This window comes from Pseudomonadota bacterium (assembly GCA_026388275.1).
GTDB lineage: Bacteria > Desulfobacterota > Syntrophorhabdia > Syntrophorhabdales > Syntrophorhabdaceae > JAPLKB01.
The window spans coordinates 60,411-86,006 of record JAPLKB010000008.1 but is presented as its reverse complement, the minus strand read 5'-3'; the positions used below and the strand labels follow the sequence as shown (position 1 = coordinate 86,006).

At 41.9% G+C, this 25,596-nt stretch carries 20 protein-coding genes, 1 tRNA gene and 1 riboswitch; of the genes, 9 read left to right on the top strand and 12 right to left on the bottom strand.

Annotated elements, in window-relative coordinates; all coding sequences use genetic code 11:
• Positions 1 to 249: hypothetical protein (locus NT010_01535; protein MCX5804737.1), on the top strand; the 249-nt coding region annotated here is incomplete at its 5' end.
• A 339-nt stretch (positions 250 to 588) separates the two neighbouring features.
• Positions 589 to 665, bottom strand: a riboswitch (cyclic di-GMP riboswitch).
• Positions 666 to 1,072: 407 nt separating this feature from the next.
• On the opposite strand, the gene NT010_01530 is transcribed toward NT010_01535, so the two are convergent.
• A complete protein-coding gene (locus tag NT010_01530) occupies positions 1,073 to 4,066 on the bottom strand; it encodes a DUF748 domain-containing protein (GenBank protein MCX5804736.1) in 2,994 nt (997 codons plus the stop codon).
• A gap of 424 nt (positions 4,067 to 4,490) precedes the next feature.
• Here NT010_01530 and NT010_01525 point away from each other — a divergent pair, with 424 nt between their 5' ends.
• Both NT010_01525 and NT010_01520 read left to right on the top strand, forming a co-directional pair.
• Complete coding sequence (locus NT010_01525; protein ID MCX5804735.1) at positions 4,491 to 6,632, top strand: phage holin family protein; 2,142 nt, start codon at positions 4,491 to 4,493, stop codon at positions 6,630 to 6,632.
• Between the two features lie 20 nt (positions 6,633 to 6,652).
• Positions 6,653 to 6,898, top strand: coding sequence for a hypothetical protein (locus NT010_01520; GenBank protein MCX5804734.1), 246 nt, complete (start codon positions 6,653 to 6,655; stop codon positions 6,896 to 6,898).
• Positions 6,899 to 7,154: 256 nt separating this feature from the next.
• Here the strand turns inward: NT010_01520 and NT010_01515 are convergent, their stop codons facing one another.
• Both NT010_01515 and NT010_01510 read right to left on the bottom strand, forming a co-directional pair.
• Complete coding sequence (locus NT010_01515) at positions 7,155 to 10,172, bottom strand: SLBB domain-containing protein (GenBank protein MCX5804733.1); 3,018 nt, start codon at positions 10,170 to 10,172, stop codon at positions 7,155 to 7,157.
• Entirely contained in the window at positions 10,169 to 11,023 is an 855-nt protein-coding gene (locus NT010_01510) for a Wzz/FepE/Etk N-terminal domain-containing protein (GenBank protein MCX5804732.1), read from the bottom strand. Before NT010_01510 ends, NT010_01515 begins: the two co-directional genes overlap by 4 nt.
• A gap of 208 nt (positions 11,024 to 11,231) precedes the next feature.
• Between NT010_01510 and NT010_01505 the strand changes: the two genes are divergently transcribed.
• Together NT010_01505 and NT010_01500 are read left to right on the top strand one after the other, a co-directional pair.
• Entirely contained in the window at positions 11,232 to 11,405 is a 174-nt protein-coding gene (locus tag NT010_01505; GenBank protein ID MCX5804731.1) for a hypothetical protein, read from the top strand.
• The gene (locus NT010_01500; GenBank protein ID MCX5804730.1) at positions 11,386 to 11,889 is read left to right on the top strand and encodes a DUF6125 family protein; all 504 of its coding nucleotides are present in this window, start codon (positions 11,386 to 11,388) and stop codon (positions 11,887 to 11,889) included. The genes NT010_01505 and NT010_01500 overlap by 20 nt, the downstream gene beginning before the upstream one ends.
• Before the next feature lie 70 nt (positions 11,890 to 11,959).
• On the opposite strand, the gene ftcD is transcribed toward NT010_01500, so the two are convergent.
• Complete coding sequence (ftcD, locus tag NT010_01495; GenBank protein MCX5804729.1) at positions 11,960 to 12,856, bottom strand: glutamate formimidoyltransferase; 897 nt, start codon at positions 12,854 to 12,856, stop codon at positions 11,960 to 11,962.
• A 518-nt stretch (positions 12,857 to 13,374) separates the two neighbouring features.
• Positions 13,375 to 14,070, bottom strand: a complete 696-nt coding sequence (locus NT010_01490) for an MBL fold metallo-hydrolase (protein MCX5804728.1) — start codon at positions 14,068 to 14,070, stop codon at positions 13,375 to 13,377.
• A gap of 325 nt (positions 14,071 to 14,395) precedes the next feature.
• On the opposite strand from NT010_01490, the gene NT010_01485 reads away from it, so the two are divergent.
• Complete coding sequence (locus NT010_01485) at positions 14,396 to 15,001, top strand: hypothetical protein (protein MCX5804727.1); 606 nt, start codon at positions 14,396 to 14,398, stop codon at positions 14,999 to 15,001.
• A gap of 10 nt (positions 15,002 to 15,011) precedes the next feature.
• Here NT010_01485 and NT010_01480 read toward each other — a convergent pair whose 3' ends face one another.
• The 4 genes from NT010_01480 to NT010_01465 form a co-directional block, all read right to left on the bottom strand.
• Positions 15,012 to 15,974 (bottom strand): alcohol dehydrogenase catalytic domain-containing protein, encoded by a 963-nt coding sequence (locus NT010_01480; protein ID MCX5804726.1) that lies wholly within the window; start codon positions 15,972 to 15,974, stop codon positions 15,012 to 15,014.
• 137 nt (positions 15,975 to 16,111) lie between these two features.
• Positions 16,112 to 16,291, bottom strand: coding sequence for an Rdx family protein (locus tag NT010_01475; GenBank protein MCX5804725.1), 180 nt, complete (start codon positions 16,289 to 16,291; stop codon positions 16,112 to 16,114).
• Positions 16,292 to 16,406: 115 nt separating this feature from the next.
• Entirely contained in the window at positions 16,407 to 16,742 is a 336-nt protein-coding gene (locus NT010_01470; protein MCX5804724.1) for a hypothetical protein, read from the bottom strand.
• Positions 16,739 to 17,074, bottom strand: a complete 336-nt coding sequence (locus tag NT010_01465) for a hypothetical protein (GenBank protein ID MCX5804723.1) — start codon at positions 17,072 to 17,074, stop codon at positions 16,739 to 16,741. Before NT010_01465 ends, NT010_01470 begins: the two co-directional genes overlap by 4 nt.
• 170 nt (positions 17,075 to 17,244) lie before the next feature.
• Between NT010_01465 and NT010_01460 the strand changes: the two genes are divergently transcribed.
• Both NT010_01460 and NT010_01455 read left to right on the top strand, forming a co-directional pair.
• A complete protein-coding gene (locus tag NT010_01460) occupies positions 17,245 to 17,853 on the top strand; it encodes a thioredoxin domain-containing protein (protein MCX5804722.1) in 609 nt (202 codons plus the stop codon).
• A gap of 57 nt (positions 17,854 to 17,910) precedes the next feature.
• Positions 17,911 to 18,321, top strand: a complete 411-nt coding sequence (locus tag NT010_01455; protein MCX5804721.1) for a CoA-binding protein — start codon at positions 17,911 to 17,913, stop codon at positions 18,319 to 18,321.
• Between the two features lie 57 nt (positions 18,322 to 18,378).
• On the opposite strand, the gene NT010_01450 is transcribed toward NT010_01455, so the two are convergent.
• Positions 18,379 to 18,455: transfer RNA gene (locus tag NT010_01450), tRNA-Arg, on the bottom strand.
• Between the two features lie 96 nt (positions 18,456 to 18,551).
• Between NT010_01450 and NT010_01445 the strand changes: the two genes are divergently transcribed.
• Complete coding sequence (locus tag NT010_01445) at positions 18,552 to 20,510, top strand: adenylate/guanylate cyclase domain-containing protein (protein MCX5804720.1); 1,959 nt, start codon at positions 18,552 to 18,554, stop codon at positions 20,508 to 20,510.
• A gap of 112 nt (positions 20,511 to 20,622) precedes the next feature.
• On the opposite strand, the gene NT010_01440 is transcribed toward NT010_01445, so the two are convergent.
• Both NT010_01440 and NT010_01435 read right to left on the bottom strand, forming a co-directional pair.
• The gene (locus NT010_01440) at positions 20,623 to 25,140 is read right to left on the bottom strand and encodes a FecR family protein (GenBank protein MCX5804719.1); all 4,518 of its coding nucleotides are present in this window, start codon (positions 25,138 to 25,140) and stop codon (positions 20,623 to 20,625) included.
• 10 nt (positions 25,141 to 25,150) lie between these two features.
• Positions 25,151 to 25,513, bottom strand: a complete 363-nt coding sequence (locus NT010_01435; GenBank protein ID MCX5804718.1) for a hypothetical protein — start codon at positions 25,511 to 25,513, stop codon at positions 25,151 to 25,153.
• Positions 25,514 to 25,596: the final 83 nt, after the last annotated feature.

Genomic DNA, 25,596 nt, shown 5'->3' with positions numbered 1-25,596 from the left:
TACCTTCTTCTCTCAACTGATGTAATGATCTCTATCGGACTCATACGTCACCTTCCTCCTGATTATAGTAATAACTCTATGGCTATTACTACAACTTATTTTGGTTGTATGAGTGTCCGGCTAAAACGGGGGCTACTCCACAACATGACCGGAGTTAACATACTTAAGCGAAGCGGAAACATTCCCTTCAGGGATGAGGATAGAAGCAGTTATTGCCGATTATGCAAAAATGAATCATCAGAACGTTAAATTGTTACACTAAACGTCGATCTGTTATAAGCAACTTTTGTCTGTTCATATTTTTCTATAAAAATGTCTCTAATGTTTTCAGAGTCACTGTTTCTTAGGTTCGATTGTTCAATAATTTGTTTGCTCAAATCGAAATAAACACTGTTTCTGCTTATTGTAAGACTGTTTTGAAGTCTTTCGTCCCGGGTGTTTTTTTCTACAGGGTAAATGCTAACGTTTCTGGAGCGGGACTGCTTTCTTGTATCCTTAATGAGGATACTTTCTCTTTGGTATGGTTGAATAGCTGTATTTGTATAAGATGTCAAAATAAAAGCCTCCAATTATGAATTCTCAATCATCTTTGGCGGCTCGGCTATCTATCTTAAGACCCGTTGGCTTTCCGTCCCGGCGTCACCGCCGGTTTGGCTTTATCAGAAAGATATAACAATGTAATACAATTTATTTATTTTGTATGTAGGATATCTTTGACAATGTGTGTAGGATAAACACGACAATTTATTGTAATACAATTATATCGAGATACGACACATCCTTAACATTTTTACTTTGGAAGATTTTTAAAACCCATAAAGGGTAACGATCTACCGATGGGGACGCACTTGAATGTTGCCATCAGGAATTACTTTGCGTCCTCATTTACATCCTCCGTTAGCGTGATTGCCAGGAACATCCCGACACCATTACTTTATCCTAATGGAAAATGTGGGATAAATATTTGTTACATAACAGGTGGGTGAAAGAAACAGAACCATCTTTTTATATAGAAGGTACGCAAAATCCGTAGGAGCCTTATGAATAAATATATTCGCTTTACCGTCATTTTTTATTTAAGCTTTAAATCAACGCGGCTGTCGTTTGCCTTTTCCTTCTTTTCAGGGGAAAGTGATTTTGGTTCAACCACAAATACCCTGTCGGCAGTAACATTGCCTGTTGCCAGTAATGCATCCTTCACCTGTCCGGCTCTTTGTTTTGCCAGAGTTCGCAAGTCTCCCTCACCCACCACGGTATTGGCAAGCATCAGTTTTTCCATTTCCGGAGCAGGAAGGCTCTTTGCAAGGCCTAATACATTTTTGGGTTTTTCAAATTTCTCGGCTTTATATGCCGAAGCCAGATATTGTTGATATTCACTCTGCCCAATTATAACATCATCAACAGGCACCGCCGGTAATCCCTTTTTAATCATAGCATTAAGTTTCTGGGTTTTTATCTTCTTGTTGAATAGGTAGGTTTTTAGAGCCTCTTTATCTTTTTCCACATCCACATGTCCCTCAATGTCAAGTTTTAGTGAGGGCCTTTCATAGAGGGCTTTTACAAGAGTATCTATTTTCTTTATGCCTGCCTGCGACAACTGTGCTCTGCCATAATCAAAATCTATGTAACTCAGCTCCTCCCCCCCTCCAAAGAGGGCGCCGAGGAGGGCAAAAGGCGCAGTTACTGCTTTTGTAATAAGATTTACCAAAATCTTTATAACAATCCTAAAAACGCTGAATTGTGGATCGTCCAGGCTGCCGGAAAGAGGAACATCGAGATCGATCCGCCCTTTCCGGTCCTTAAGCAAAGCAATGGCAAGCTTCAGGGGCAAATTCAAAGCATCAGGGCTTTCAACCTTGTCGCCAAGCGTCAACTGGTCAATAAAAATACGGTTTTGAGCATCCAGTTTTCTCTTGTCAATAAGATATTTCAAATCAATAGAGAGACTTCCCTTTTCTATCTTATATCCCAAATATTTTCCTGAATAGGGGGTCATGGCACTCAAATCAAGGTCTTTGAACTTTACCGACACATCGGTAAAAAGATTGTTCCTTGAAGGGTTGATTTTTCCAGCTATTTCGAGAGGGACATAGTGATCTATCTTGCCGAGGAGTTCCAGGTCTGCACGTTGGTCAAGTTGAAGGGAAAAACCGCCTATCCGACCAACCATTTCTGTAAGATTTACAGAATAGGCAGGTTTTATTGACTTATCCATAAAATCGATGGTTCCCCCTTGAAGGGTAATGCTGCCAACGCTGATATCCCTGGCAATATCCTTTTCGGATTCAGCAACGGTTTTTGTCCCGGAAGTTTCTTTTTTTGCCTGTACAGGTTGTTCATTATTTTTATTTTCTTCCTCTTCTTCAATTACCTTTCTAAGACTGAGAGTTCCGTCCGGGTTCAATGTAACTCTTGCATAGAAGTCAGTAAGGGATATGCCTTTTATATGAGCATACATAGGATTATATCCTGCGTTGATATTGTTCAGAGAGAAGGCTTTCCATTTTAGAAAATCATCACCATTCTGTTTATCAACAGATGCAAAATCAGCGATAAGTACATTGCCCTTAAATGTGACATTCAAGCCGGCTTTATTTGTATGGGCAACAATGACTGTGCCCGATGTATTAACATGCCCGCTCGTGGTATTGATTTTTACTTTATCGGTGAAGTAAGCCTGAAAGGCACGGATGTTAATCCTCTTAACATCTGTTAAAAGATTGGCAGAGAGAGGTGTGATACTCACGGGACCTTTTGCGGAAATTGAACCTTTTTTATTCAGAAGCAGTGATAGAGATAAAGTGCCCGTGCTGTCTTTTGCAGTTGAAAAACGTTCTCCCTTCAGGTTGAGACTTGTTATTAGTAATTCCACCGGCTGGGATACTGTATGATCAAAAAAAGAAATCTTGCCGTCTTCAATAATAAATTCATCAACAGATGCGTTAAAAGGTACGTCTTCATCGCTTTTTACAGGGGTTTTAGTAGGTTTTTTTACCGGTGTTTTCTTATTATAGGAAGCGTCTTTCGGGCCATCCTTTTTTTCCTCAATAAGCGATATCAGGTTCAAAGCGCCCTTTTCATCACGTTTTAAAGTCAGTTCAGGCCCTTTTATTATAAACTTAGACAAGTGCAAGGATTTAAGAAAAGGTTCACAGGAGGCAATTGCTATGTCGATTGAGAGCAGATTTACCAAAGATTTTTTTGTCATATCGTCAATTGCAAAATTTTTCAATGCAATATCGCCACTTACCATGAGAGATGGCGCCTTGTTTTTAGATTGTATAAATGAGACCCTTGAAGCAATGTCCATTGATCCGGAGCGAAGGATAAAATTTTGCTTCACAGGCAAATAGGTAATGTATTGAGGTAAATCGAGGCCTTTTATGTCTATGTCGAGATATGCCTCACGGGGTTCTGCAAAGGGTTTTGTCTTCCCCTGTAAAGTATATGGAGTCCCGTTTATATGTGCAGAAAACGAAGGCTGCACATAAGTGTTCACATAATATTCTGTGTTGGAAATAAAAGGAATAGAAACTTTCATATCCTTAATATTATGTTGCACGTTATTTGGTCCATCAGAGAAGTCTATGCGGCCTGAAGATATTACTATATTGTTGATTGAAAAAAGAACAGGTTTCTCCTTCTCCCCTGCACGTCGTTTCCTGAGTTTATCATTCTCTGTTGTTTTGGACACAAGGAGGTCTGAAAAGTTGTAGGACTCATCTTTGTTGCGGATGATCCGAATATATGGCCCGGCAATTTTTAACTCTTTAATAATAATGGCTCTTCTAAAAATTGAACTGATACTCGCATTTACAAACAACTCATCAAAGGAGACAAATGTCTCTGCCTTCGCACGGTCTTTTATTAAAATATTTTTTACTGAAACAGAGAGCGAATATGGGTTAACTCTTATTTGTCCTAAAGAGACTTCCCGGTGGAGATTTTCAGAGAGTTTCTTTACAAGAACCGATTTAACGATAGGGGGAACAATAAAAAAACCTATTATGGAGAAAAGCACAAAAAACCCTGCTAACCAAATAACTATCTTTGTTGCCCGGTGCATTTATACCTCCATATGAGGACTATTCCATTGCCTTGCCTGCAATTTTATTTAAAGTTTATTCTATCCAGATCATCCTTTGAAATAATTGTTATTTTTATGCCTTTTGTCATGATGCAGTCCATCCAATATGCCACAAAACCACGATCCGAAAGCAGATTGCCATCTCTTATTCGCTTGCCGGGTAGATGCCGCACACTTACTTTGCTGTACCGATTATTCAAGTGTGATGAATTCCATAGCCTTACTTTTCTATTATATGAAATATACCATGATTTACAATAATAAATTTGAAAAATAAGATTTATTTCGTATGAAAAACAGGTGCCATGTTTTTTCTGCTTAATAAATTTATGTTCTTTTTATAAATAAAAACATTATATAATAGCTTTATTCATGAAACTTTAAACCATAGAGGGGGTAATGAATGTTGTCTCATACATGGCGCTTCTTCAGAACAGGCGGTTTTGACCAGGTATCCATCGAAACAGGAGCTGATCTGCTATCATTACAGGATCTGGACCAAAAACTCTGGGCAGCCCTTAGTTGTCCTGTGAAAGACCTTGAATTTGATCTGAAAACACTTGAGTTTGTCGACTCTGATCATGATGGCCATATACGTGCCCCGGAAATCATAGAAGCAGTCACATGGGCCGGCTCGGTACTTAAAGACCCCGAATTCCTTGTAAAAGGGTCAGAAGGGGTACCTCTTTCAGTGATAAATAATGAGACGGATGAAGGCAGGGGGCTTCTTTCTTCAGCACGACAAATTTTGAAAAATCTGGGCAAAGGAAATACTGATGTTATCAACATAGAGGATACCAACAGCGAGGAAAGAATTTTCGCTCAGATGAAATTCAATGGTGATGGCATCATTACCGTTGAATCTGCCGACGATGATGCAGTAAGATCGGTTATCACTGATATTATTAACAGTCTGGATGCTGATACTGACCGTAGCGGCAATCCTGGAATATCACAAGACAAGGTCGATCAGTTTTTCAATGAAATACAGGCATACTCCGAATGGCAGAAAAACAGTGAAAGCGATCCTTCCATCCTCATCCTGAGTGATGCTACGGAGAATGCCTTTGAAGCTCTGACTGCAATCAAAGATAAGGTGAACGACTATTTCACCCGTTGCCTCCTTGCGAAATTTGATAAACGGTCTGCTGAGTCACTCAATCCTTCCGATGCAGATTATCTAAGGGTTGCCCCCCAGGACCTTTCTGTGTCTTCAGAATCATTTGCATCATTCCCTGTTGCCATTGTAGAACCTGACAGGCATTTACCTCTTACAGAAGGAATAAATCCGGCATGGATTGAATTGATAACGCGATTCAGAGAAAATGTAGTAGAGCCTGTATTTGGTGACAAAAACAGTATAACAGCAGAAGAATGGGATGACATAAACATCCGATTCACCCCTTATAGAGACTGGCACTCCGCTAAACCCGAGACGTCCGTCGAGAAGCTTGGAATCGAGAGAATCAATGAAATAATAAATGGCAGTTATAAGCAACTTGTTGACGAGCTGATAGCAAGGGATAAAGCATTTGAACCGGAAGCAAACGCTATTTCTTCAGTTGACAAACTTGTCCGCTATTGCCGGTACTTACATACGCTGATCAACAATTTTGTTGCCTTCCGTGATTTTTATGACCATCGGTCAAAGGCAGTCTTCCAGTCCGGGACACTCTATCTTGACGGCAGGAGTTGCGATCTCTGTGTTAAAGTGGATGATATCGCTACTCATGTTGTTTTGTCGAGCTTAAGCCGTTTGTATCTTGTCTATTGCAATTGTATCCGTCGCGGGGGAACTGATAAGATGATCATTGCTGCTGCCTTTACTGCAGGCGATTCTGACCAGCTCATAGTGGGACGCAATGGTGTTTTTTACGACAGAAAAGGACAGGACTGGGATGCTACAATTGCACGGATCATCGAACATCCCATCAGCATAAGACAGGCATTCTGGTCCCCCTACAAACAGGCCGGCAAAATGATCAGCGAACAACTGATGAAACTTGCTGCTGCACGTTCAAAGGCATCGGAAGACAGAATGGCTGTATCGGCAATGCAATCAGGAATGCAAACTGCTTCAGGGAAACCTCCTGCCGAGAAGGCCTTTGATGCCGGCAGATTTGCCGGTATATTTGCCGCCATAGGTCTGGCCATTGGTGCAATTGGAACGGCTATAGCCTCGATTGTAACAGGGCTTTTACGCTTGCCGTGGTGGCAACTTCCCCTTGTGGCTATAGGTGTTATGCTGCTTATCTCCGGCCCGTCCATGCTTATCGCATGGCTCAAACTGAAAAAACGTAACCTTGGCCCTATACTTGATGCAAGCGGGTGGGCTGTCAATGCACGGGCAAAGATCAATATAAAGTTCGGCACATCGCTGACTGATGTAGCAAGATTGCCAGAAGGCGCTAAGAAATCTCTTGCTGATCCCTATGCCGACAAGAAAAAACCATGGGGTCTGTATATCCTGATAATTCTCCTGATTATATCCTGCATTGTCTTCTGGAAGTACGGCTATCTTGCAATGCTTTTAAAACTATACTAGCAAAGAAAAAAGGAGGACATATGAGAGTAAAATCATACTTTAATAAGGGAAAAGTCAAACCAATATTACTGATAATATTTTTAACGTTTTTTATGACAGGCTGTACTGCTTATTATACGAAACCTGGAAAAACCACTGCCGATTTCAACAGAGACAAGCAATACTGCGAAGGGATTGCAAAACAGGAAGCTGCCAGTAAGGGTACCAGGGTCTGCGACGAAACAGATCACTGTCTGGTAAACACAAAAGGCTGGAAAAGGGACTGATACATCATCAAGGTTATTATAAAATATTGCAAAACAACTTGGCATTAAACCGGGACCCCCTGAATTCCATGCCCTCAAACGTGGTGATTTTGAATTCAATAGTGTAACCGTTAAAGACCCCCATAGAGGAAAAGGTAATGGAAAAGGCCGGAATAAATAAAACAATCAAAAATCAGTACAAATATCACGATACCCCGTCCGCTTACGGGCGGGGTAATTCTTTATGTCAAAATATTATAAACTATCTATCCTTTTGCTACTTGAATAAGTAGTTGAGTGAGCTTGCAAATATTCCCACTTGTGCAAGCACCTGCGTTACATCCTTTAAACCTCTCAGCCATGCCGTAGCCTGTAATTTCTCGGGGATAACGATCGTATCTCCTGGCTCGATAGTCTTTATTTCATCACCAAAACCTTTGACTTCCCATCGTGAATTAGATGAATTCCAGTTAAAGAAACCTCCAGCAATCTTCATTGCGCTTCCATCAACCTTGAGAACAAAGATATTTTTTTCGTCGGCATATCTTGTATATCCTCCCGCCTTATCAACATAGTCCCTAAAGCTCAATGCATCTGAATAAAGGTAACTGCCCTGTGCCATTACAGCACCGGAAACATTAACTATATTATTTTTGGATGGTATATACAGGCTATCGCCATCCTCAAGTTCAATATCGTATTCGCTGCCCTTCAAGAGCCGCAAATGCGCCAACTTTATTGTTGTCCTTCCTATGACTTCTGTTTTCCTCAATGAATCAACCATTTTTTGGGTTCCGAGCTGCTGTGCCTGTAAACCGGCAACTTCCTCGGGAGAAACGGCTGTAGATAAACGAAGGGTGCTTTCCGCCATTATTTCTTTTTCAAGCCTGATGATTGCTTCATTGAGAGTCTTTCTTTGGAGTTCTCTTACTCTGGTTCGCAAAAACTGAGCCCCCCTAAGGTACGCCTTATCGGTGTATCCTCCTGCTCGTTCAATCACACTGGACAGGGTTTCTCCTTTTTTAATAATATATTTGCCAGGGAATTTGACTTCTCCAGTTAAATTAACAAAGTTCTCAGACCTCCACTGGGGAATCCGCTTAACAAATAGCCTGCTGTATGGTTGTAGCACAAGATTGTGTTCTGTATCCCCCTCCAAGGCCTTTCCGAGATTTATTCGTCTGTGTTCAAGGCTTGCGCTTTTACCTTCATCAATAATCTGAAAAGATACATCAGCTTCTTCAAGATAGGCGGAATCAAGCACATTGCCTGCTGTGAAGACCAAATCTTTTATTGTCATGCTTTCGCCGTACTGGTATGTACCTGGCTTTAGCACTTCACCGTCAACAGATACTAATTTCTTATATGCATATCCGAGCACAGATTGTAAAACAATCCTGTCCATGTCCTGCAGAAGCATGTTATGCAAACTATCGCCATTGAGGGCTTTTTCAGGATTGAATTTGAGGATCGTAACCTCTTTTGTTGTTTTATCTGTCCTATAAAGTTCAGCTTCTTTGTAATAAGCATCTCTCTGAAGCCCTCCTGCCATTAAAATGGCATCCCGCACATGCATATTGGCATCCAGGTCAAATTGGCCTGCCCGCCTTACTTCACCCTCTACGGTAAACGATGGTTTATCCCGGAAAAACCATTTAGAAAAAACGTAGATGATATCCTGAGCCTTTAATTCAGGGTTTCGAGATTCGTCCTTTGAAGAATAAATTTCTTTGAGGTTTATTGGTACAAAACGTATATTCATTTCCGGCAGTTCAACTCTTCTAATCAGTGCATAATCAAAATATGTTTCAGGTAAAAACTCTGTTTCGTCTTTCATCAGGTCTCTCAACCGCATTCCCGCTTTATACTCATACTTTCCCGGACGTTTTACATTACCATACAGAAAAACAACATTTGTTTCTCCAGCAACAATATTGAATACCTTTATCAGGTCAGCGTCCTGCAAAGTAAAATCTTTTGCCTTTGTCAAGTCTTTGTCATTAACATCGATAACTATCTGTTTTTCTGTCCTTATAATTCTCTCCACCTGTATCTGCTGCATGTACGCTGTCGGGATAATACCTCCTGCAAGGTCAAATAGTGATTGAAGGTCAAATTTATTCCTGAGTTCATAAATTGCCGGCCTTTTAACATTTCCAGCAATACCTACAAGGGGACCCGCAACAGGCACAAAAACTACGTCGCCTGCCTGAAGAATGATGTCTTTAGATTTATCCCCTTTTAAGAATAAATCATAAAGGTCGAAGGTAGTGATAATTTTATCTTTCCTTCTGAGTTGTACATTTCTCATTGAGCCTATCCCGGTGGGGCCGCTGGCTATCAACAAAGCATCTGTCATGGTTGAAAAAGAACCGATGGTATATGCACCCGGTCTCTTTACGTCGCCGAGGACGAAGATGGGGATGGTTTTGAGTGCACCCATAGTAATATCGATATTTGCGCCAACAATCTGTTCCGACTGTTTAATTAATTTTTTTGACATATCTTCAAATGTCATGCCTGCGACAGGGATGGGCCCTATCTGGGGTATCGTTATGTTCCCGTTTCTGTCGACAACCAGGTTATGCTGAGCATTTACCCGTCCCCAGAGGAGGATTCTAACTTCGTCCCCTGGGCCGATAACATACTGGCTTGGAACCGGTATATCCTTCCTGTCTGTTGCTACCCTTATTGATGCATCCTGAAAAAACTCATACCCGAATGGTTTAAGTGCAGTGGAAATATCCTGATATGCTCCTATACTCCGTATTCTGTCAAAAAGCGTATTTCCTTCTGCTTCTCTTGCGATAACCTTCTTTTCTGCCGCTGCTGGGGTTTTATCTGTTTCCATTTTTCCCGGTTCTTTTTTCCCAACATCTTTTTTATCAAGAATCTCTTTGCCTTTTATAACATCCTCCGGCTTTAATCCTTTGAATTCCGGCTTGGATTTCAGTGCCTCAATGGCTTCAGGTGTGAGAGGTCCTTGTATAGCTCCTTCTGCAGCCCTTTTTTGTTCAGGCGACAATCTCTGGAGAATATCTGCCTGCTGTGTTGTAATCTGTTGTGAAACTCCCGGTTGGGCAGGTAGCGGCTTTGGCAGAGGCTGTTGGCTTGTTGCTGAGGATTGGTATGCCTGTCCGGGTTGGGATGTTGCCGGCTGGCTCAATGCTGGTGATTGTGTCGGTGATAGTACAGTTGGTGGAATAAAAGGCAGTTGAGCATTAGCTATATTGCATAATGTCAGAAAACAAACATATGCCGTTATCGTTAAAATCAATAATAATCTAAGTTTCATCTTACCCCCTCAGATGATCCACTTTGTTTCATTCTAAATTTGTCTATATACTCTTTTAAAAATGCGATGAATATCCCAAGAAAAAAGGACGCTATAAAGGATACTTTGACCATCTGAAGTTTCTTTGGTTTAATTGCCCTATCAGGAATCCTTGGCGGATCAATTACCTTGAAGGCAAAATTTTCTTTTACCTCTGCCATCATGGATGTTTCAATCTGCTGGGCAATCATTGAGTATATTTTTGTGCGAATAAAGGGATCAAGGGTTTTATCAATCTGTGATTCGAGGTACTTTTTGTTTGTATCAGCAACCCTTTTAGCTTCGCTGCTTATCAATTCTGTAAGTTCTTCGAGGGTATATTTTACAATGTTGGAGGCTACCTTCGGGTCTTTATGCTGAACCGATATGGTAATCGTATTATCTTTTGAAGAGAAATTAACTTTTAAAATATCATTCAAAGCCCTTATGCCTGCCCACGATTTCTGATCTTCTGTTTTCCCATTAAAAGCGTCACTTTTGAACAAAAGGGATAATAGATTATATTTATTTATAATTCTTTCTTTAAGAATATTGCTGTTCAGAACATTTAAGATATCAGTTACATTTGCTGAAGCCGGGGTTGTAAGGCCGAACTGGGCAGCCGCCATGCTCAGGCTTCCCGTGTCTATCTTTGCTCCTGCGGGCGCTATCACTGCATTTGCCTCGTATATTTTAGTTTCAAGTAGTGCAATTATTGCAGTGATAAAAACAATTACTATAATTATACCGATAATTAGCCTTTTATGTTTCCACACTATCTTCATATAATCAATCAGGTTTATCTCACCCGGAGTGTCTTCAGTTGACTCCATGCATCTCCCCCTTCTTTCAGATAATTAAAATGAAAAATCTTTAAATTTAGCTATTATAATATATTTATCAGTCTTTGAGGTCAAGTTCTTTATAAGGGCTACAGAGACTATTAATATTGAAAATTTTTACAAATTTGTATATACCAAGGGAAGTGCCGGGAGACAACAATATAATTAAAATAGCAATAATCTCCCAAGAACAACATAAATGAAAATATTTGTTATTAGTAGAAATACCAGGAAGGATGTTGTTTCAATGGACAGAATGGTCATGATAAATTTATGTTTAATAAATATCCAGAACAATATTAATGTGCTAATAACTGCTGAAAAAAAGGCTATATGTAGAAGAGGAGTTTTTTATGAACCTGGGAATACTTGAAAATCTGGAAAAGGAGGATCTGAAAAGTTATCTGAGATTTCTCCTCTGGCACTACCGGGTAGTTGATGGTTTCTGGTTTCTCTGCGTGGAAGAGAAATATGACAGGGCAGCGGCAGAATATCTTGACGAGGCGGTATGGGGAAAAATTGCCGGTATGTCTACAAAGGATATTATTCACCGGTTTCATATCAAAGAAAAGGGTTTGAAAGGGCTTGCCAGGGCAATGCAATTTTGTCCCTGGACAATGATTGTGGGTTATAAGATTGAGGAAAAAGAAGACGAGGTAATTGTCAGTGCACCACAATGCGTTACGCAGGTTGCCCGGGTAAAACACGGCCTGCCTGAATTCTACTGCCGTGATATGCACCAGAGAGAGTTTGAGTCCTTTGCACATGCAGTTGATGAAGATATCAAGGTAGAGTGTGTCTTTGCACCGCCCGATCACCCTGCTGATTGTTTTTGCAAATGGAGATTCAGGCTATAGAGCAAGCGCATTCTGCGCTGTCTGTGTTTGTAGGGAAAAATTTACGAAGGCAAGAACCACTTAAACTGACTTACTCTGCAAGCCTTGATTCAAGCACCTGCTCCACGGTAAAATTTTCCAGACCCATGTAATAAGAAGCAACGTCAATCAGTGCTTCCAGAGGGACAAGGCCTACAATCTCGCTTCCCACCACACTGACGCCGTATCGTTTTGCCTCAATCCGGATAAGTTCGACCACCCGGTAAAGGGGTGTCTTTGTAAAATCTGTCATATTTGTGGAAACCTGTGTAATGCCTCTTTCTTTCAATACAATGCCAATGGCCTTACAATGCCTGAGTCCCCCGCTTATATTCCTTATTGATTTTGCTATGGCCTTTGCTGTCTCGATGTTGCTTGTATCAAGGTTTACATTGAAGGCGATAAGGGGTTTACGGGCTCCGATGGCAACTACTCCTGCCGTAGGGTGTATCTGCGCGCTTCCGAAATCCGGCATCCACTCCGGTGTTTTTATTTTTTCTGCCATCCCTTCAAACTGCCCTTTGCGTATTTCGGCTAAATTTATTCTCTTCCTGTTCACAGCCGAAGCTTCATATAAAAAAACCGGGAGCTTATATTTTTCCCAGACTGTCTTTGCTGTCTCCTTGGAAAGTGCAATGGCTTCGTCCATGGTAACATTTTTTAGGGGTATAAAAGGAATTACATCAACGGCGCCCATCCTCGGATGCTGTCCCCGGTGAGTACGCATATCTATAATCTTAACAGCAACACCGACAGCGGCAACAACGGCACGCATAAGAGGTTGCGGCTCGCCGACAACTGTAACAACCAGCCGGTTATGGTCGGCGTCTTTATGATAATCAAGGAATTTTACACCATCAACTCCTTGAAAGGCCCCTATGATCTTTTCTATTTTATTTGCATCTCTGCCTTCGCTGAAATTAGGTACGCACTCGACGATCTTTTTCATTCGCTACCCCTCCCGGGCCAAATGGTATTGTAAAAAGTTTATTGTATTGTTGTGTTGTATGCAATGTTTTTCCAGGTTTTCTCTTTGTTTGGGCAACGACATGATTGCAATGTCCATGACCCACAAGTGGGTGCCCGGTGTTCTGCTTCGCCTTGCGATCCTCCGACACATTGATTGCCCCCTCTCCCCTTTTTTTCCTCCCCCTCGGAGGGGGGAGGGTGTGAACGGGGGTGAGACACAATTGGTGGCCTACGGTCTGCAAGACTCACAACCCACCCGTCTCTGAGCATTTTGCTCGATACTGCCCTTGCAATGAAACCTTGCCTTCCATGCCGTTGCCCACTAAACCTGGATCCACATATACGTTTATGTGAATCCGGAATAAAAACAAGTTCTTGTGTATCAGATAATATTGTTTGTCTTATAAGTGTTTTTTTAAGGGTGGTTGATGTCCCTATTTTAACGAATCTTTTGAAAATATTAATCATTAACAACCATGTTAATTACGATAGATATCATTAAGTTATATACCCCATCTTTCTTTGGGAATCTATACAATATTCCAGGTATTCCTTTACGACACTTTTCGGTCCATAGGCACCTGAGTGTCCGTCGCAAAGGATGTCTGCATCAAGAGCAAATAATTTATTTATCGATTCCATCCAGGCATCAGGGTCGCAGTCGAATTCCTTAAGGAGCGGCGCTGCAATATCCTGCGGAAATAGGACCCTCTTGCCGTTAATATCCACGTAAACAGATATTGAACCGGGCGTGTGTCCAGGTGTGCGGAGCCAGCATAATTGGTGTCTGCCGATGGTAATTATACCTTTTTCACCAAAGAGCCTTGTTTCAACAACAAGAGGATGGAAATCAATATTAAAACAAAAAGCTGCTGTCAGTCTCGTGTCTGCTGCCTCAACTATCTTTGCGTCGAGATCATGCATTATAAGATGCGTGCCGAAACGTTCACGGAAGGCACCAGCCCCTCCGATATGGTCAACATGACAATGGGTCAGTATCATGGTGGAGATATCTTGAGGCCTGAAGCCTGCCTTTTCAATATTATCAAACAATCTGTCAAAACCCTCACCTGAACCGATATCTATCAGGACAAGCTCATCAAGGTCTAAAAGATAAACGGCGCAATCCTTCGCAGATGTAAGATCCGATCCACCAATTCGGTATATTTCTTCAGTTATTTTTTTAGGCTCCAACCTGTGAGCTCCTTGTTATAGTATGATACGATCTTCTAACAATATAATTGTAATATAGTGACTGATTATGGAAATGGCAATCTTTATCGTTCCCGAATCGGAAAGGAGGAATTTTTCGTTCCGGCAAGGAAACGGATCACCCCGAGGTAAGCTTCATGGCATAAGACCCGAGGGGCAATCAAGGAATTGCGCGGAGGTGTACAACATGCACGCCGCACAAGAAAGACCGCAGATTGACACCGCCTGGGCGGAAAAGGACCCAGTCCGGATGGAAACTGTTTATATCCTCCAATTTATCTGATATTATTAAGTCTGTTAAAAACCTATGAATACAGTCGACCTTGCCCCTATTAAAGAACTATATGATTTGTGGAATCCTGTTTATCCTTATTTAACAAGGCATATTGGAGAAATCTACGGCCGTGAAGGCGGAGATATCCTTGAAATGGGACCCTTCTGCGGAGCAGTGTTTTCTATGAAGGTGCAGGAAATCGGTGACTCCTTTTCTATTGCATCGTTTCCGCAGGGTATGAGATATTTTTTCCGTGAAGAAGCGAAAAAACATGGAAGTGACAATCCAGTGAGGATTATAGAGAGTAATGCCTCTCTGGCAGGAGTTACAGAGCTTTCTATTGATCTGGTAATATTTCGTGGCGCATTATTCTTTCCGTCTTTATTCAGTGTTGATTTTTCAGCTATTTACAGGGTTTTAAGAGAAAAAGGGGTAGCAATGGTCGGCGGTGGATTTGGAAAATATACCCCTAAAGTGGTGATTGATACAATCGGTGAAAGATCACGAGATCTCAATTTAAGGATCGGTAAGACTGAAATAATGGTGGACGGATTGTATGAAGACATTAATACCGGCAAGATACCGGGGCATGTTGAGATTGTTTCCGAGGGGGGATTATGGGTGATTATGAAAAAATAGCCCTAATTGCCTACCTGAAGTCCAGAAGAACTTTAAGTGACCCTTTTTTGCTTGCTTTTTTAAAAGCTGCCAATGCTTTGTCCGGTTTGTAAATTGCGCTTATAAGAGGCTTTACATTTATGAGTTTTTTAGCCATTGCCATAAGTGCCGGTTCAAAGGGCCCGCATCTTGAGCCGATAACCTGAACTTCATCAATAACAACACGGGCAAGGTTCATTTCTTTCACGTAGGCAACGGTGGTTTTCAGAACAATTACCCCTCTCGGTCTTACCAGTTTAAGGGCTAGGTCAAAACCGTCAGCAGAGCCTGTTGCTTCAACAACAACATCGTATTGTTCTTTCATTTCCAACTCACCGGCACGAATCGTCTTTACATGCTGTTCCCGTGCAACCCGCAACTTATCTCCATGCCTTCCGGCAAGGGTAACATTAGCCTGTGTAAGGTTAAGGACGAGCGAGGCAAGAATTCCCAGTTTTCCATCCCCAAGCACAAGAATCCTGTCGGTCGGCTTTATATGAAGCTGCTCCAATATCTCAAAGGCAGCCGCCAGGGGCTCAGCAAATACTGCCTCTTCATCGGATATGTTATCCGGTACTTCCAGAAGATTACATGTCGGCAGCGTTATGTATTCGGCAAAAGCCCCATCTTTGCTTAAAATCCCGATTGTCTTCTGGTCAGGGCAGTGTTTTTGAAAACCTGTAAGGCAGTAATTGCAGGTACCGCAACCGCAGTTAATCTCTCCGACCACCCTTTTTCCGACTAAACTGCGATTTCCATTATTAGCATTTTCAACGACTCCAACAAATTCGTGCCCCATAATGCCCTGAAACCCCAGATAGCCTCTCATAATTTCAAGATCTGTATTGCATATACCGGCCAGAGTTACCCGTATCAGAGCCTCTCCTTCCTCTGGTGTGGGAGCGTGATGGTTCTTTACATATTTCAGCTTTCCGTCAAAATAAATTGCTTTCATATTCTTCAATCCTCATCTACCACATCAGTTGCATAGAAAAAAGACGAACATCACCGGGGTGTGCTTTTCTTCATCAAATGTGGCCCAAATATTGTTTTGCTCCCTTATTGGCAAGCTTATACTATCTACTATGTTTTTTAGCACGTCTCCTGTTTGATTAACCGGGTAATTTCTCCCACATCAGGAAATCGGTGTCCTGTAATATTCTGTTTGGAGTATATCAGTTTACCATTGTACTTTACATCAAAGATACCGCCGCCGCCCTCGATCAATTTAATGTCTGAACCAGGATAATTTGTCTTTAGTTCTGCTTCCACACGGGAAGCATGGGGAAGAAAGTTTCAAGCAACGCAATATTCAATAAAAATGTTCATAATGCCTCCTTATTTCAACAAGGGATTCAACCGCCGACGTAATTGATCAATGGCACAATCAAGGTGCAAGCTGAACCTGATCATCAAAACGTTCTTTTAGTGCCTCTGATAAATTCCCGGCAGCTTTTTCATCTTCAAACTCTACCATGAGTTCGCCTCCATCACCTACTACCAGGCGGCCATATTTATTTACTATTTCAGCCACATCAGTCGGTTCAACTGTCCACCAGCCGCGTGTCCTTCTGAGCAGTTCTTCTCCTTTCAACGGTTGCGGTGTTACAAGATCAATAGTCCTGAACCAGGCGCTCCATCCGATCTGCGCCGGCTCTCGCATTACAGGCGCTACCGGATCATGGTAAATGCGGCATCGGCCGAATAGACGCAAACGGATCATTTCAGCACCTCCTTTATAAAACCGTCAATATTTTCATCAAAAGGAAGTGCTTCAGGAGGAACTGCTATCCTGTTAAGCTTAAGGAAATGGGCAAGACAATGCAGGTAGATTTTTGAGACTTGTTCTTTTTCTGATGTAATGCCCCTTTTTGACGATAACATCCATACTTTTTCAAATAATTTCAATCCTGTTTCTCGCCAGCGGCGGAGCCTGCTGTCAAAGAGGGATATATTTAAACGATGCAAAAAATCAGCCTGTGCTGCCTCTATATCTCCAAATATCTGCCGCAAATATCTAATCTGCGGATCAGCTCCCCAGTCATCTCTTTCCAAACGTTTCCCTCCTTAATGCCTTCACCTTAGTAATCCTTGTTAAATCGTATGTTATATCATTTATTAATGGTATCAAGGCAGCCGAAGTGTGTCAACATGTTTTCAGGCTGTAAACCGGGGATATCATCATTTCCCTTTACTTTAAGGCCGATTTTCGATAATATTTTTCTATGAAAAAAATATCTTCAAGAAAAGCATGGACATACCTTGTGTTGTCAGCGATATTCATAGGATCGGTTTGTATCTACAGCGCTTGTGTTGCTGCCCCACCGGGCAATCAAGTAACAGACCTTATAACTTCATTTGGCACCGGCAAAATCAAGGTTAGATTGTACTCCGATTATTTTTGCGTGTCATGCAGGACCACGGAACCCAAAATAGAGCCCACCATAAAAAAACTTGTTCAGAATAACACAATCAGCATTACATTTATTGATGTACCTTTCCATCCCCCGAAATCAATTCTATATGCAAAATATTTTCTTTATATTTTAAATAACAAAAAAGAATTCGACCATGCCCTTGCTGCAAGAACAATTCTGTTCGATGCCGGTAAAGAGAATATTGTGGAAAAGGATAAAATTGAGGAGTATTTAAAGAATAAAAACATAAAGCTTAAATCCTTTGACGAAAAACCCCTGTTTAATCTTTTTGTGAACTACATAAAAGAAGATAACATCAACTCCACCCCCACCTGTGTTATTGAACGTGACGGTAAGAAAGAGATATCCAAAGGTGGGGATAATATCCTGAAATCTCTTGAAGGCCTTAAACATTAAAGGCATGTCCGCAAATAAATGGTTGAAAAAAGATAAAGAGGAATGAGGGAGACCGTTATGAACACTCAGGATATATCAAAAAAAGAATTGTTGTTGTCATCAAGGGCAATAGCCATAGTCGGCCTTTCTCCAAAGGAAGACAAACCGAGTAATACTGTGGCAAGATATCTTAGAGATGCCGGGTACAAAATCATTCCTGTTAACCCCGGGTATGATGAAATATTGGGCGAGAAGTGTTATCATGCCCTTGCCGATATTCCTGAAAAGATTGATATAGTGGATATCTTCATGCGTGCTGACAGCATCATGCCGGTTGTGGAGCAAGCTGTTAAAATAAAACCGAAGTGTATATGGCTGCAACTGGGGATAGTTAATGAAGAGGCAAAAAAAACTGCTGAAAATCACGGCATCACATTTCTTATGGATGTATGTATAAAACAGGAACATGAACGGCTGTTTTCGAAATGACGTTTAAGTATTGTCCTATACTTAACATTAAGAATTTAAAACTCAGAATTAATTTTATGGCGCGCCCGACAGGATTTGAACCTGTGGCCTTCGGCTCCGGAGGCCGACGCTCTATCCAACTGAGCTACGGGCGCAAAGTTAAAGTTATAGATATTTAATTTTATAATTCAATATGATACTATCTATTTACTATACCATATTAACAATACTTGAAAAAGGACAAATTTGATATGAAAAAAGTACTCATTCCAGCCACAATCGGGATCATTATTACTTTCATTTTTTGTGCCTTTGTTGTCATTAATTTTGTTCCTCTTGAACGTCTTGAGCTTCTTCTCTATGATGTAAGGTATTATCTCCATGGAAAAAAAGCCCCTCTGAAAGAGGTTGTTGTTGTCGGTATAGATGATAGAAGCCTTGAAAAAATAGGGAGGTGGCCCTGGAACAGAAGCGTGATAGCGTCTATGATAGATTCCTTAAATAACATGGGAGCAAAGGTCATTGTCATGGATATTATTTTCAGCGAGCCATGGAAAGATGATGACATACTCTCAGCGTCCATAAAGAGGGCCGGCAATGTTATCCTTCCGGTTGTTTTTGATTTTAAAGGGGAAAAAAATAAAATAAGTGATAGTATTCTCTACGATAGTTCCTTCCCTATGGTGCGCGACTCTGGTAATTTTAAGTTATTTCCGCCCATAAGTGCCAATAAAGTACTTGTGCCGCTAAAGAAATTTTCAACAGTTGCGAAAACACTGGGCCATATTAACATGATCCCGGATAAGGATGGGGTCCTTAGATGGGAAATAATGGCTATTGAATTTGACGGCGAAATTTTTCCAAGTGTAAATCTCCAGGCCGCAAGGATTGCTCAGGGTTTGCCCATGGAAGGCATGATACTGAAGGCAGCCTCCGGCATTCAACTGGGGAATGACTTTATACCCACGGATTTCTGGGGAAGGACGCTCGTACGATATTATGGTCCGGAGGGCACAGCCCCGCAGATATCTGCCCTGGATCTCCTTCAAAAAAAAGTAGACCCCTCTAAAGTTAAAGACAAGATCGTCCTTATCGGAGCAACTGCGGTAGGAATATATGATTTGAGGGTAACACCCACAGGGATTATGCCCGGTGTTGAGAAACATGCAAATGTTATAACATCTATATTGCGCAAAGATTTTATTCTGAGGATTACAAACCTTACGGATATCATTATCATCATGATTTCCGGTATAGTTTTTACCTTTTTGATAGTAAGGTTGAAAGCATTGTCTGGTGCCTTGCTTGCCTTGATTTTTATCGGGGCTCTTTATTCAATAACCTATTATTTCTTTTTTAGTAAGAATTTATGGATTGATTTAAGCTATTCCGGAAGCAATATACTGTTTACATATTTGGCTTTAACCGCCTATCGTTATGCAACAGAAGAACGTTATGCCAAAAGAATACGGGGTATGTTTTCAAGTTATGTGACGGAAAGAGTTGTCAATGAACTTATAAAGAATCCAAGCCTTGCAAGGCTTGGCGGCGAGAGAAGGGAGATTACCGTCATGTTTTCCGATGTTCGCGGTTTTACAACTTTTTCAGAGAAACATGCACCCGAACAGGTTGTAGCAATTCTTAACGAATACCTCGGCGAGATGACAGATATCATATTCCAATGGGAGGGCACTCTTGACAAGTTCGTTGGAGATGAGATTGTTGCTTTCTGGGGCGCCCCTTTGCCGCAGGAAAACCATGCAGAACTCGCAATAAAGTGTACTCTTCATATGACAAGGAGATTGAAAGAGCTTCATGCAAAGTGGGAATCTGAAGGCAGAGAATCACTTTATGCAGGTTTCGGCCTCAATACAGGCGATGTTATTGTGGGCAATATCGGCGCCGACGGGAAAAAGATGGACTATACTGTTATTGGTGACAATGTGAACCTTGGTGCAAGGGTAGAAGGACTTACCCGAAAATATGACTCGGATATCATTATAACTGAATCTACCCTGGATAAGATAAGAGGCCTGATTACCGATGGAAAGATGTGGAGATTAAAAGTCGAAGGACTTGACAAGGTCGCGGTAAAGGGTAAGGCCGAGCCTGTTTCAATATATGCAATATCTTCTTTAGAACAAGGAGCGGGATCTTTTGTCATAGAATGCAATGCAGAAAAAGAAGTGGTAAAATTCAATGAAAAATAGCAAAAAATGTTTTTGTAAATAAATACACTTAATTATTATAAAAGGCACGCATGTCAAAACATACGTGCCTTTTTATTTAGTCTTCCACTTTATCTATAAGTGCGCAATAACTTTAATATCCGCCTCCGCCTCCTGCCCGTGAGATGCCGACTGCTGTGCCTGCAAAACTCCCTGAAACATTAGGAACAGTTTGAGTGATGGACCCTGCGCCTGCACCCTTGAACTGAACAGACCCGTTATATGGATAAGCACCGCCGGTTAGGGTCCCCGAGCCGTTAATGCCTGCCATCCACTTGCTGTTTGTAGTATCCCACCCTTTTATTGTAAACTGGGCATACAATCCCCCGCCTGACAATCCTACCGACTGGTTTAACGGACTGCCGTAATAGTTACCGCTTACATCTTTTGTAGCCCATACCATGGGAACCGCATTGTTTGCATTTCCAAAGAACCTTACGACAGCCATAGTTACGCCTGAAAGATAAGCTGTGGGAGTGCCCTGCGTGAGAGAAACAATTCCAACCTCCACGCATGGTATGTTTAATTTTTGAAGAACTGCTTTCCCCCATTGAGTATCATCGTCAACCATTGTAAGGTATTTCGAAGTTTCAATCGCAATACCGGCGCTTACTGTCTGAAAAGTTGTCGGGTTGAATGTGCCCACAGTTTCTCCAAAAGTCACCCATGTACTGCCATGCGTCAATTCAGCTCCGTAACCGGCAGTTCTTCCCTCAATTTTATGGTTGGACCACTTTGAGCCTTCTATATACTGACCGAACATCATTGTATCGTCAATATGTTCGATCATTCCAAACCAGCTGTCGGCCATGGTAAGGCCGGCATAATTACCGCCGACTATTGAATGCCAGACGCCCCATTTCAATCCGGTTATGCCTATATGCTCTCCTTGATATTGATAAGGCCTTCCATATTCATCTCCCATATTATTTTCCATATAATTGTCATTTATTGAAAACATATCATTGGCATTGGGAGTAAAGGTATTTGTCTCAATATTTGACATCAGGTTTTCCGGTGAAATCCCAATGTTCGAATCCATCTCTATTCTTTTGAAACCTCCGAGCATCTCAGACATCTTTGCTCCAGGATATATTTTACCGGTGAAGTCGCCATAAAGTATGCCTGCTTTGTATGAAGGTCCCGGATCTTCATAATAAATTTCCGGATCAATATATACTGCAAAGAATTTTCCTGTTGTATTGTTTCCTATTCTTGTACCGACCCCGTATCCTTTATATGCGCCCCATCCATCCAAGGTGGTATATGTATCGTTGTCCACGTTGAAACTACTGATGCCGGCTCTCCAGACGTGATAATTCTGAGTGCTTGCGGCATATTTCCCCAGTGCATATACGGGTGCCGCAATCTGGTCCGTTGCATCACCGAGTGATTTTTCTGCACCACCCATACCACCGGTTATGCTCCCGTCACTAACCATTGTCTTTGATACTCCATTGTAATATACGAAATCAGTTTCTAAGCTGCTCCAGAACTTCAGGTCATTTGCTGTCCATGCACCAAGAGATGTCATCTCCCAGGAACCATTAGTTGATCCTATGGATGAACCGAGAACATTACCAGCCATAGTGCCGAGTTTTTTCTTTGTAATCAATTTACCGTAAGCAGTACCTTCCATCCAGCCATCATTCCATGTTCCGTCATCAACACTTAAGAGCCAGTAACCGCTGTCGGCTACCCATGCCTCGTTTTTATAATATTCACCGAAGCTGCCTTGTCCGCCGAAATTTCCTGTCCATGTCGGTACCTGTAATTCGTTAATAAAGGTACCGTAAAGTGAAATTCCGTATATACCCCAATTCTGTCCTACTTTAGAAACGGTATTTTTTATAGCCATTGTATAGCCTTTGTCTTCCTGTCCGTTTATAGTATCAAAGTTTGCGAAGAAACCCTCGAAATAAGCACCCGTTCCGTCCATTGTGCCTACGGATACGCTGTTATAAAGATCTTGAGGAGCTATGTTGCCTATTTCTGCAGCAGTCTTCACCTGTTCTTTTACAATACTTCCATTCAGGAGGAACATATTGTCGGCATTATCATAAACCGTTCCGTAAAGGTAACCGTAAAGGTAACCTGCGCTGCCGTCAGGGGCGATATAGATGGCCTTATATTTTCCTGCTGCATCTGTTCCGACTTTTACGGTACCGACCAGACCACGGTATGCGCCGCCGTCATATGTCATATATTTGTTGTTTGCATAATCATAGCTAAAAATATTGGATAAACCTACATTTGTGAGATTAGAACCTGAGCCGACAAAACTTTCGAGTTTGGAAATGTTGGTTGCCATTGTATCATAAAAACTCTGATGCTGGTCCGAAGCGATGATAATTGTTGAATAAGGGGAGAGATCGAGGGACGCGAACTGTGTCGAAGTAACAACATCATAGCTAACACCGAGCGTATTCAATATTTGCGTATTTGCATTAGAATCCCATGGTAGAGTATCCTGAATCAGCAGCGCCTTACCGCCCCCGGATGTTGCATAGGACAGCGTATTAGTCAATATTGCAGCACTATTTCTACCATATTGATAAGAATATTCCAATGATTGCGTAGATGCCAGAACCTTGCCGCCGTTATAGGTATATTCAATGGAAGTAGGATAGGATGATGATCCTTCGGTGGCAGTATATATAATATCAGTTCCAGGCAATAAATTTGTAAAGTAATGCCAACTCATAGGAGTACTTTGTGGAGTGGAAGTTACACCCTGCGTTATCGGATGGGAAGTATCTGCAACATAGTTATAACCAGTATTAATCCCGGAAACATGTTGAACCCCACCGGGCAGCAATGTTGACCAGTTTCCACTGGCCCAGCCTTGATCGCAGGCTTGGATATCAAGGTTCCCGCCGCCGTTGACAAGTTTCCCCATGAAGGTCACACTCACAGAATTTCCTGACCAGAGAGAATTAGCTCCGCCTAAGAGCCCCTGAAAACGTCCCTCAGAAACCTTACTGACAAAACTCAACGGTGAACCTTCTATTGTCCCGATACCTACCATTCTAAAGGGGCTGTTCAATGCATCATAAGTGCCTTCATAGTAGACGCTCTGAGTGCCGAAAAAACGAGTAGTCATATAGGTGTTGCTTATATTCATGAATAATTGATTATGTGACGGATCATCGGAAAGTGCTGCGGTGCCTATTGAGTAAAAAGAATCACCCAATTTTTGACCATTTATTCCGTTCTGGATGGCATGGTCAGGATTATTATAACTGTCTCCACTTACCATTTCTCTGATAACGCCAATGGATTTATTGCCAACGAGTTCTGGTATTATTGTAGTTGTACTCGTTTTATGGTTTGATACGCTGAAAACGGCATCTCCGATGGACCAGCCCGAATCGGTTGTATTATATGTATTTGTAGTTGTGTTGCTTTTAAGTGCATCAAGCCATGTTTGTCCTTCTGTCGGGGCCAGCGTTGTAGTGCCTATGAATCTTTTTACAAGCAACCCGCCTCCTGTAAATAACCCACCTGCAGAATCTCCGGAAGGACTGGTTGTCAGGAAGCCTGCTCTCCCTTCCTCTACAAGTAATCCAATGGCATTACCGCTCCAGGAAGTCCACGAACCGCCTGCATACCCGAGAAATGCCCCGCCTTTGTCAAGAGTTCCTTCAATTCCTCCGCTCCAGATTTTATTATTGTTCGGATTGTTGTAAGTTCCTGCAAAATTTGCAGAGCCGATATTGGTGTTGCTTTCAATGGAACCTGTCATAGCTGCTGTTAGGTTGCCTGACCCGACGAAGTTATTGTCATAAAGCAATCCGCCTGTAAGGGTTGCTGTATAATTTATTGTTGTTACTGGTGCCGGCGGTGGTGGCGGTGGTGGCGGTGGTGGCGGTGGTGGTGGCGGTTCTGGCGGCCCTGATGATGGAGGTGGCGGTGGTGGCGGTGGCCCTGAATCCTGCTGCCCTCCTTCTTTTGGCTTCTCAATTGTTGTCATTGCAGCTACCTGTATGGCAATTTCAGCAGCCGCAGCGCTTCTTGGCGGTGTAGGAGAACCGGTGGAAGATGTGACAAAGGATATGGAGCCGCCTACAATGTTTACTATTCTTCTCTGGGGGTCGTTAGGGTTGAACTGATAACCCTTGCCGCTGATGAAGAGGCATCCGGTAATACCCCGCAGGAATGAGACAACCATATTGGATCCCCTGATTCCTGCTACGGCATTAGGGGTATGGACTTCAAACCTGTTGCCCTCTGCAAAGGCGGAGACTTTTTTAACAAAATCATCGCTGGAGATAGCCTGAACCCTGCCGCGGTGAAGCCTGATGACGCTGCTGCTCTTGTTCCCTTCGAACATGGCCTCTTTTATTTCAGCCCTGGTATTGGAGGCAATCCTCAGTATGTTTCCGTTAAGAAAGATGATCTCCGCTCTTCCGTCGCTCTTTGCGCGGTAGATATCACCTACATCTACGGTGTCTCCCTTTTTGACCGGTGCTGCTACATTTTTCCCGGGTTTCAGTACATCCACCCTGCCTTCGAGAGTGCTGACTTTGCCTGCCAGAAGTGCATGCGACAGGCATGCAAAGGATAAGAAGATAAGGGAAACAACAACAAAGGATAAAATATGCTTTTTCATGGTAATCTCCTCAAAATCTGTACTCTATGCCTATAGAGGCGACAGATCTGTCATAATCGTAAGTACTGATGTTGGCGTTGTCTCTGGTGTAGGTTAACTGTCCGATGATGTCAACATCCTTGAAAATTGTGTAAATAAGGCCGAGAGAATTAGTAAATGTATCATCGCTGAAGCTGTACCCCGGGGTAACACTTAAAGACTGCTGGGCGAGGCTGTAATCATCCCTTCTCGTGTATCGTTCTGCAGAGAGGGAATATTGCACGGAAAGGTTATAGGGGGTTTTGAAAGAAAAAGGTGCAATATATAAAGCGCAAAGGGTTGCATTAAATGCAGCATCATGAAGAATTAATAATACCGTAAAAAGATTTTGCATCAAACCACCATGTTCTTTTATAAAGTTTCGTAAAATATTATATAACTCTTATTAAAGATAGTAGAATTACAATTATATGTCAA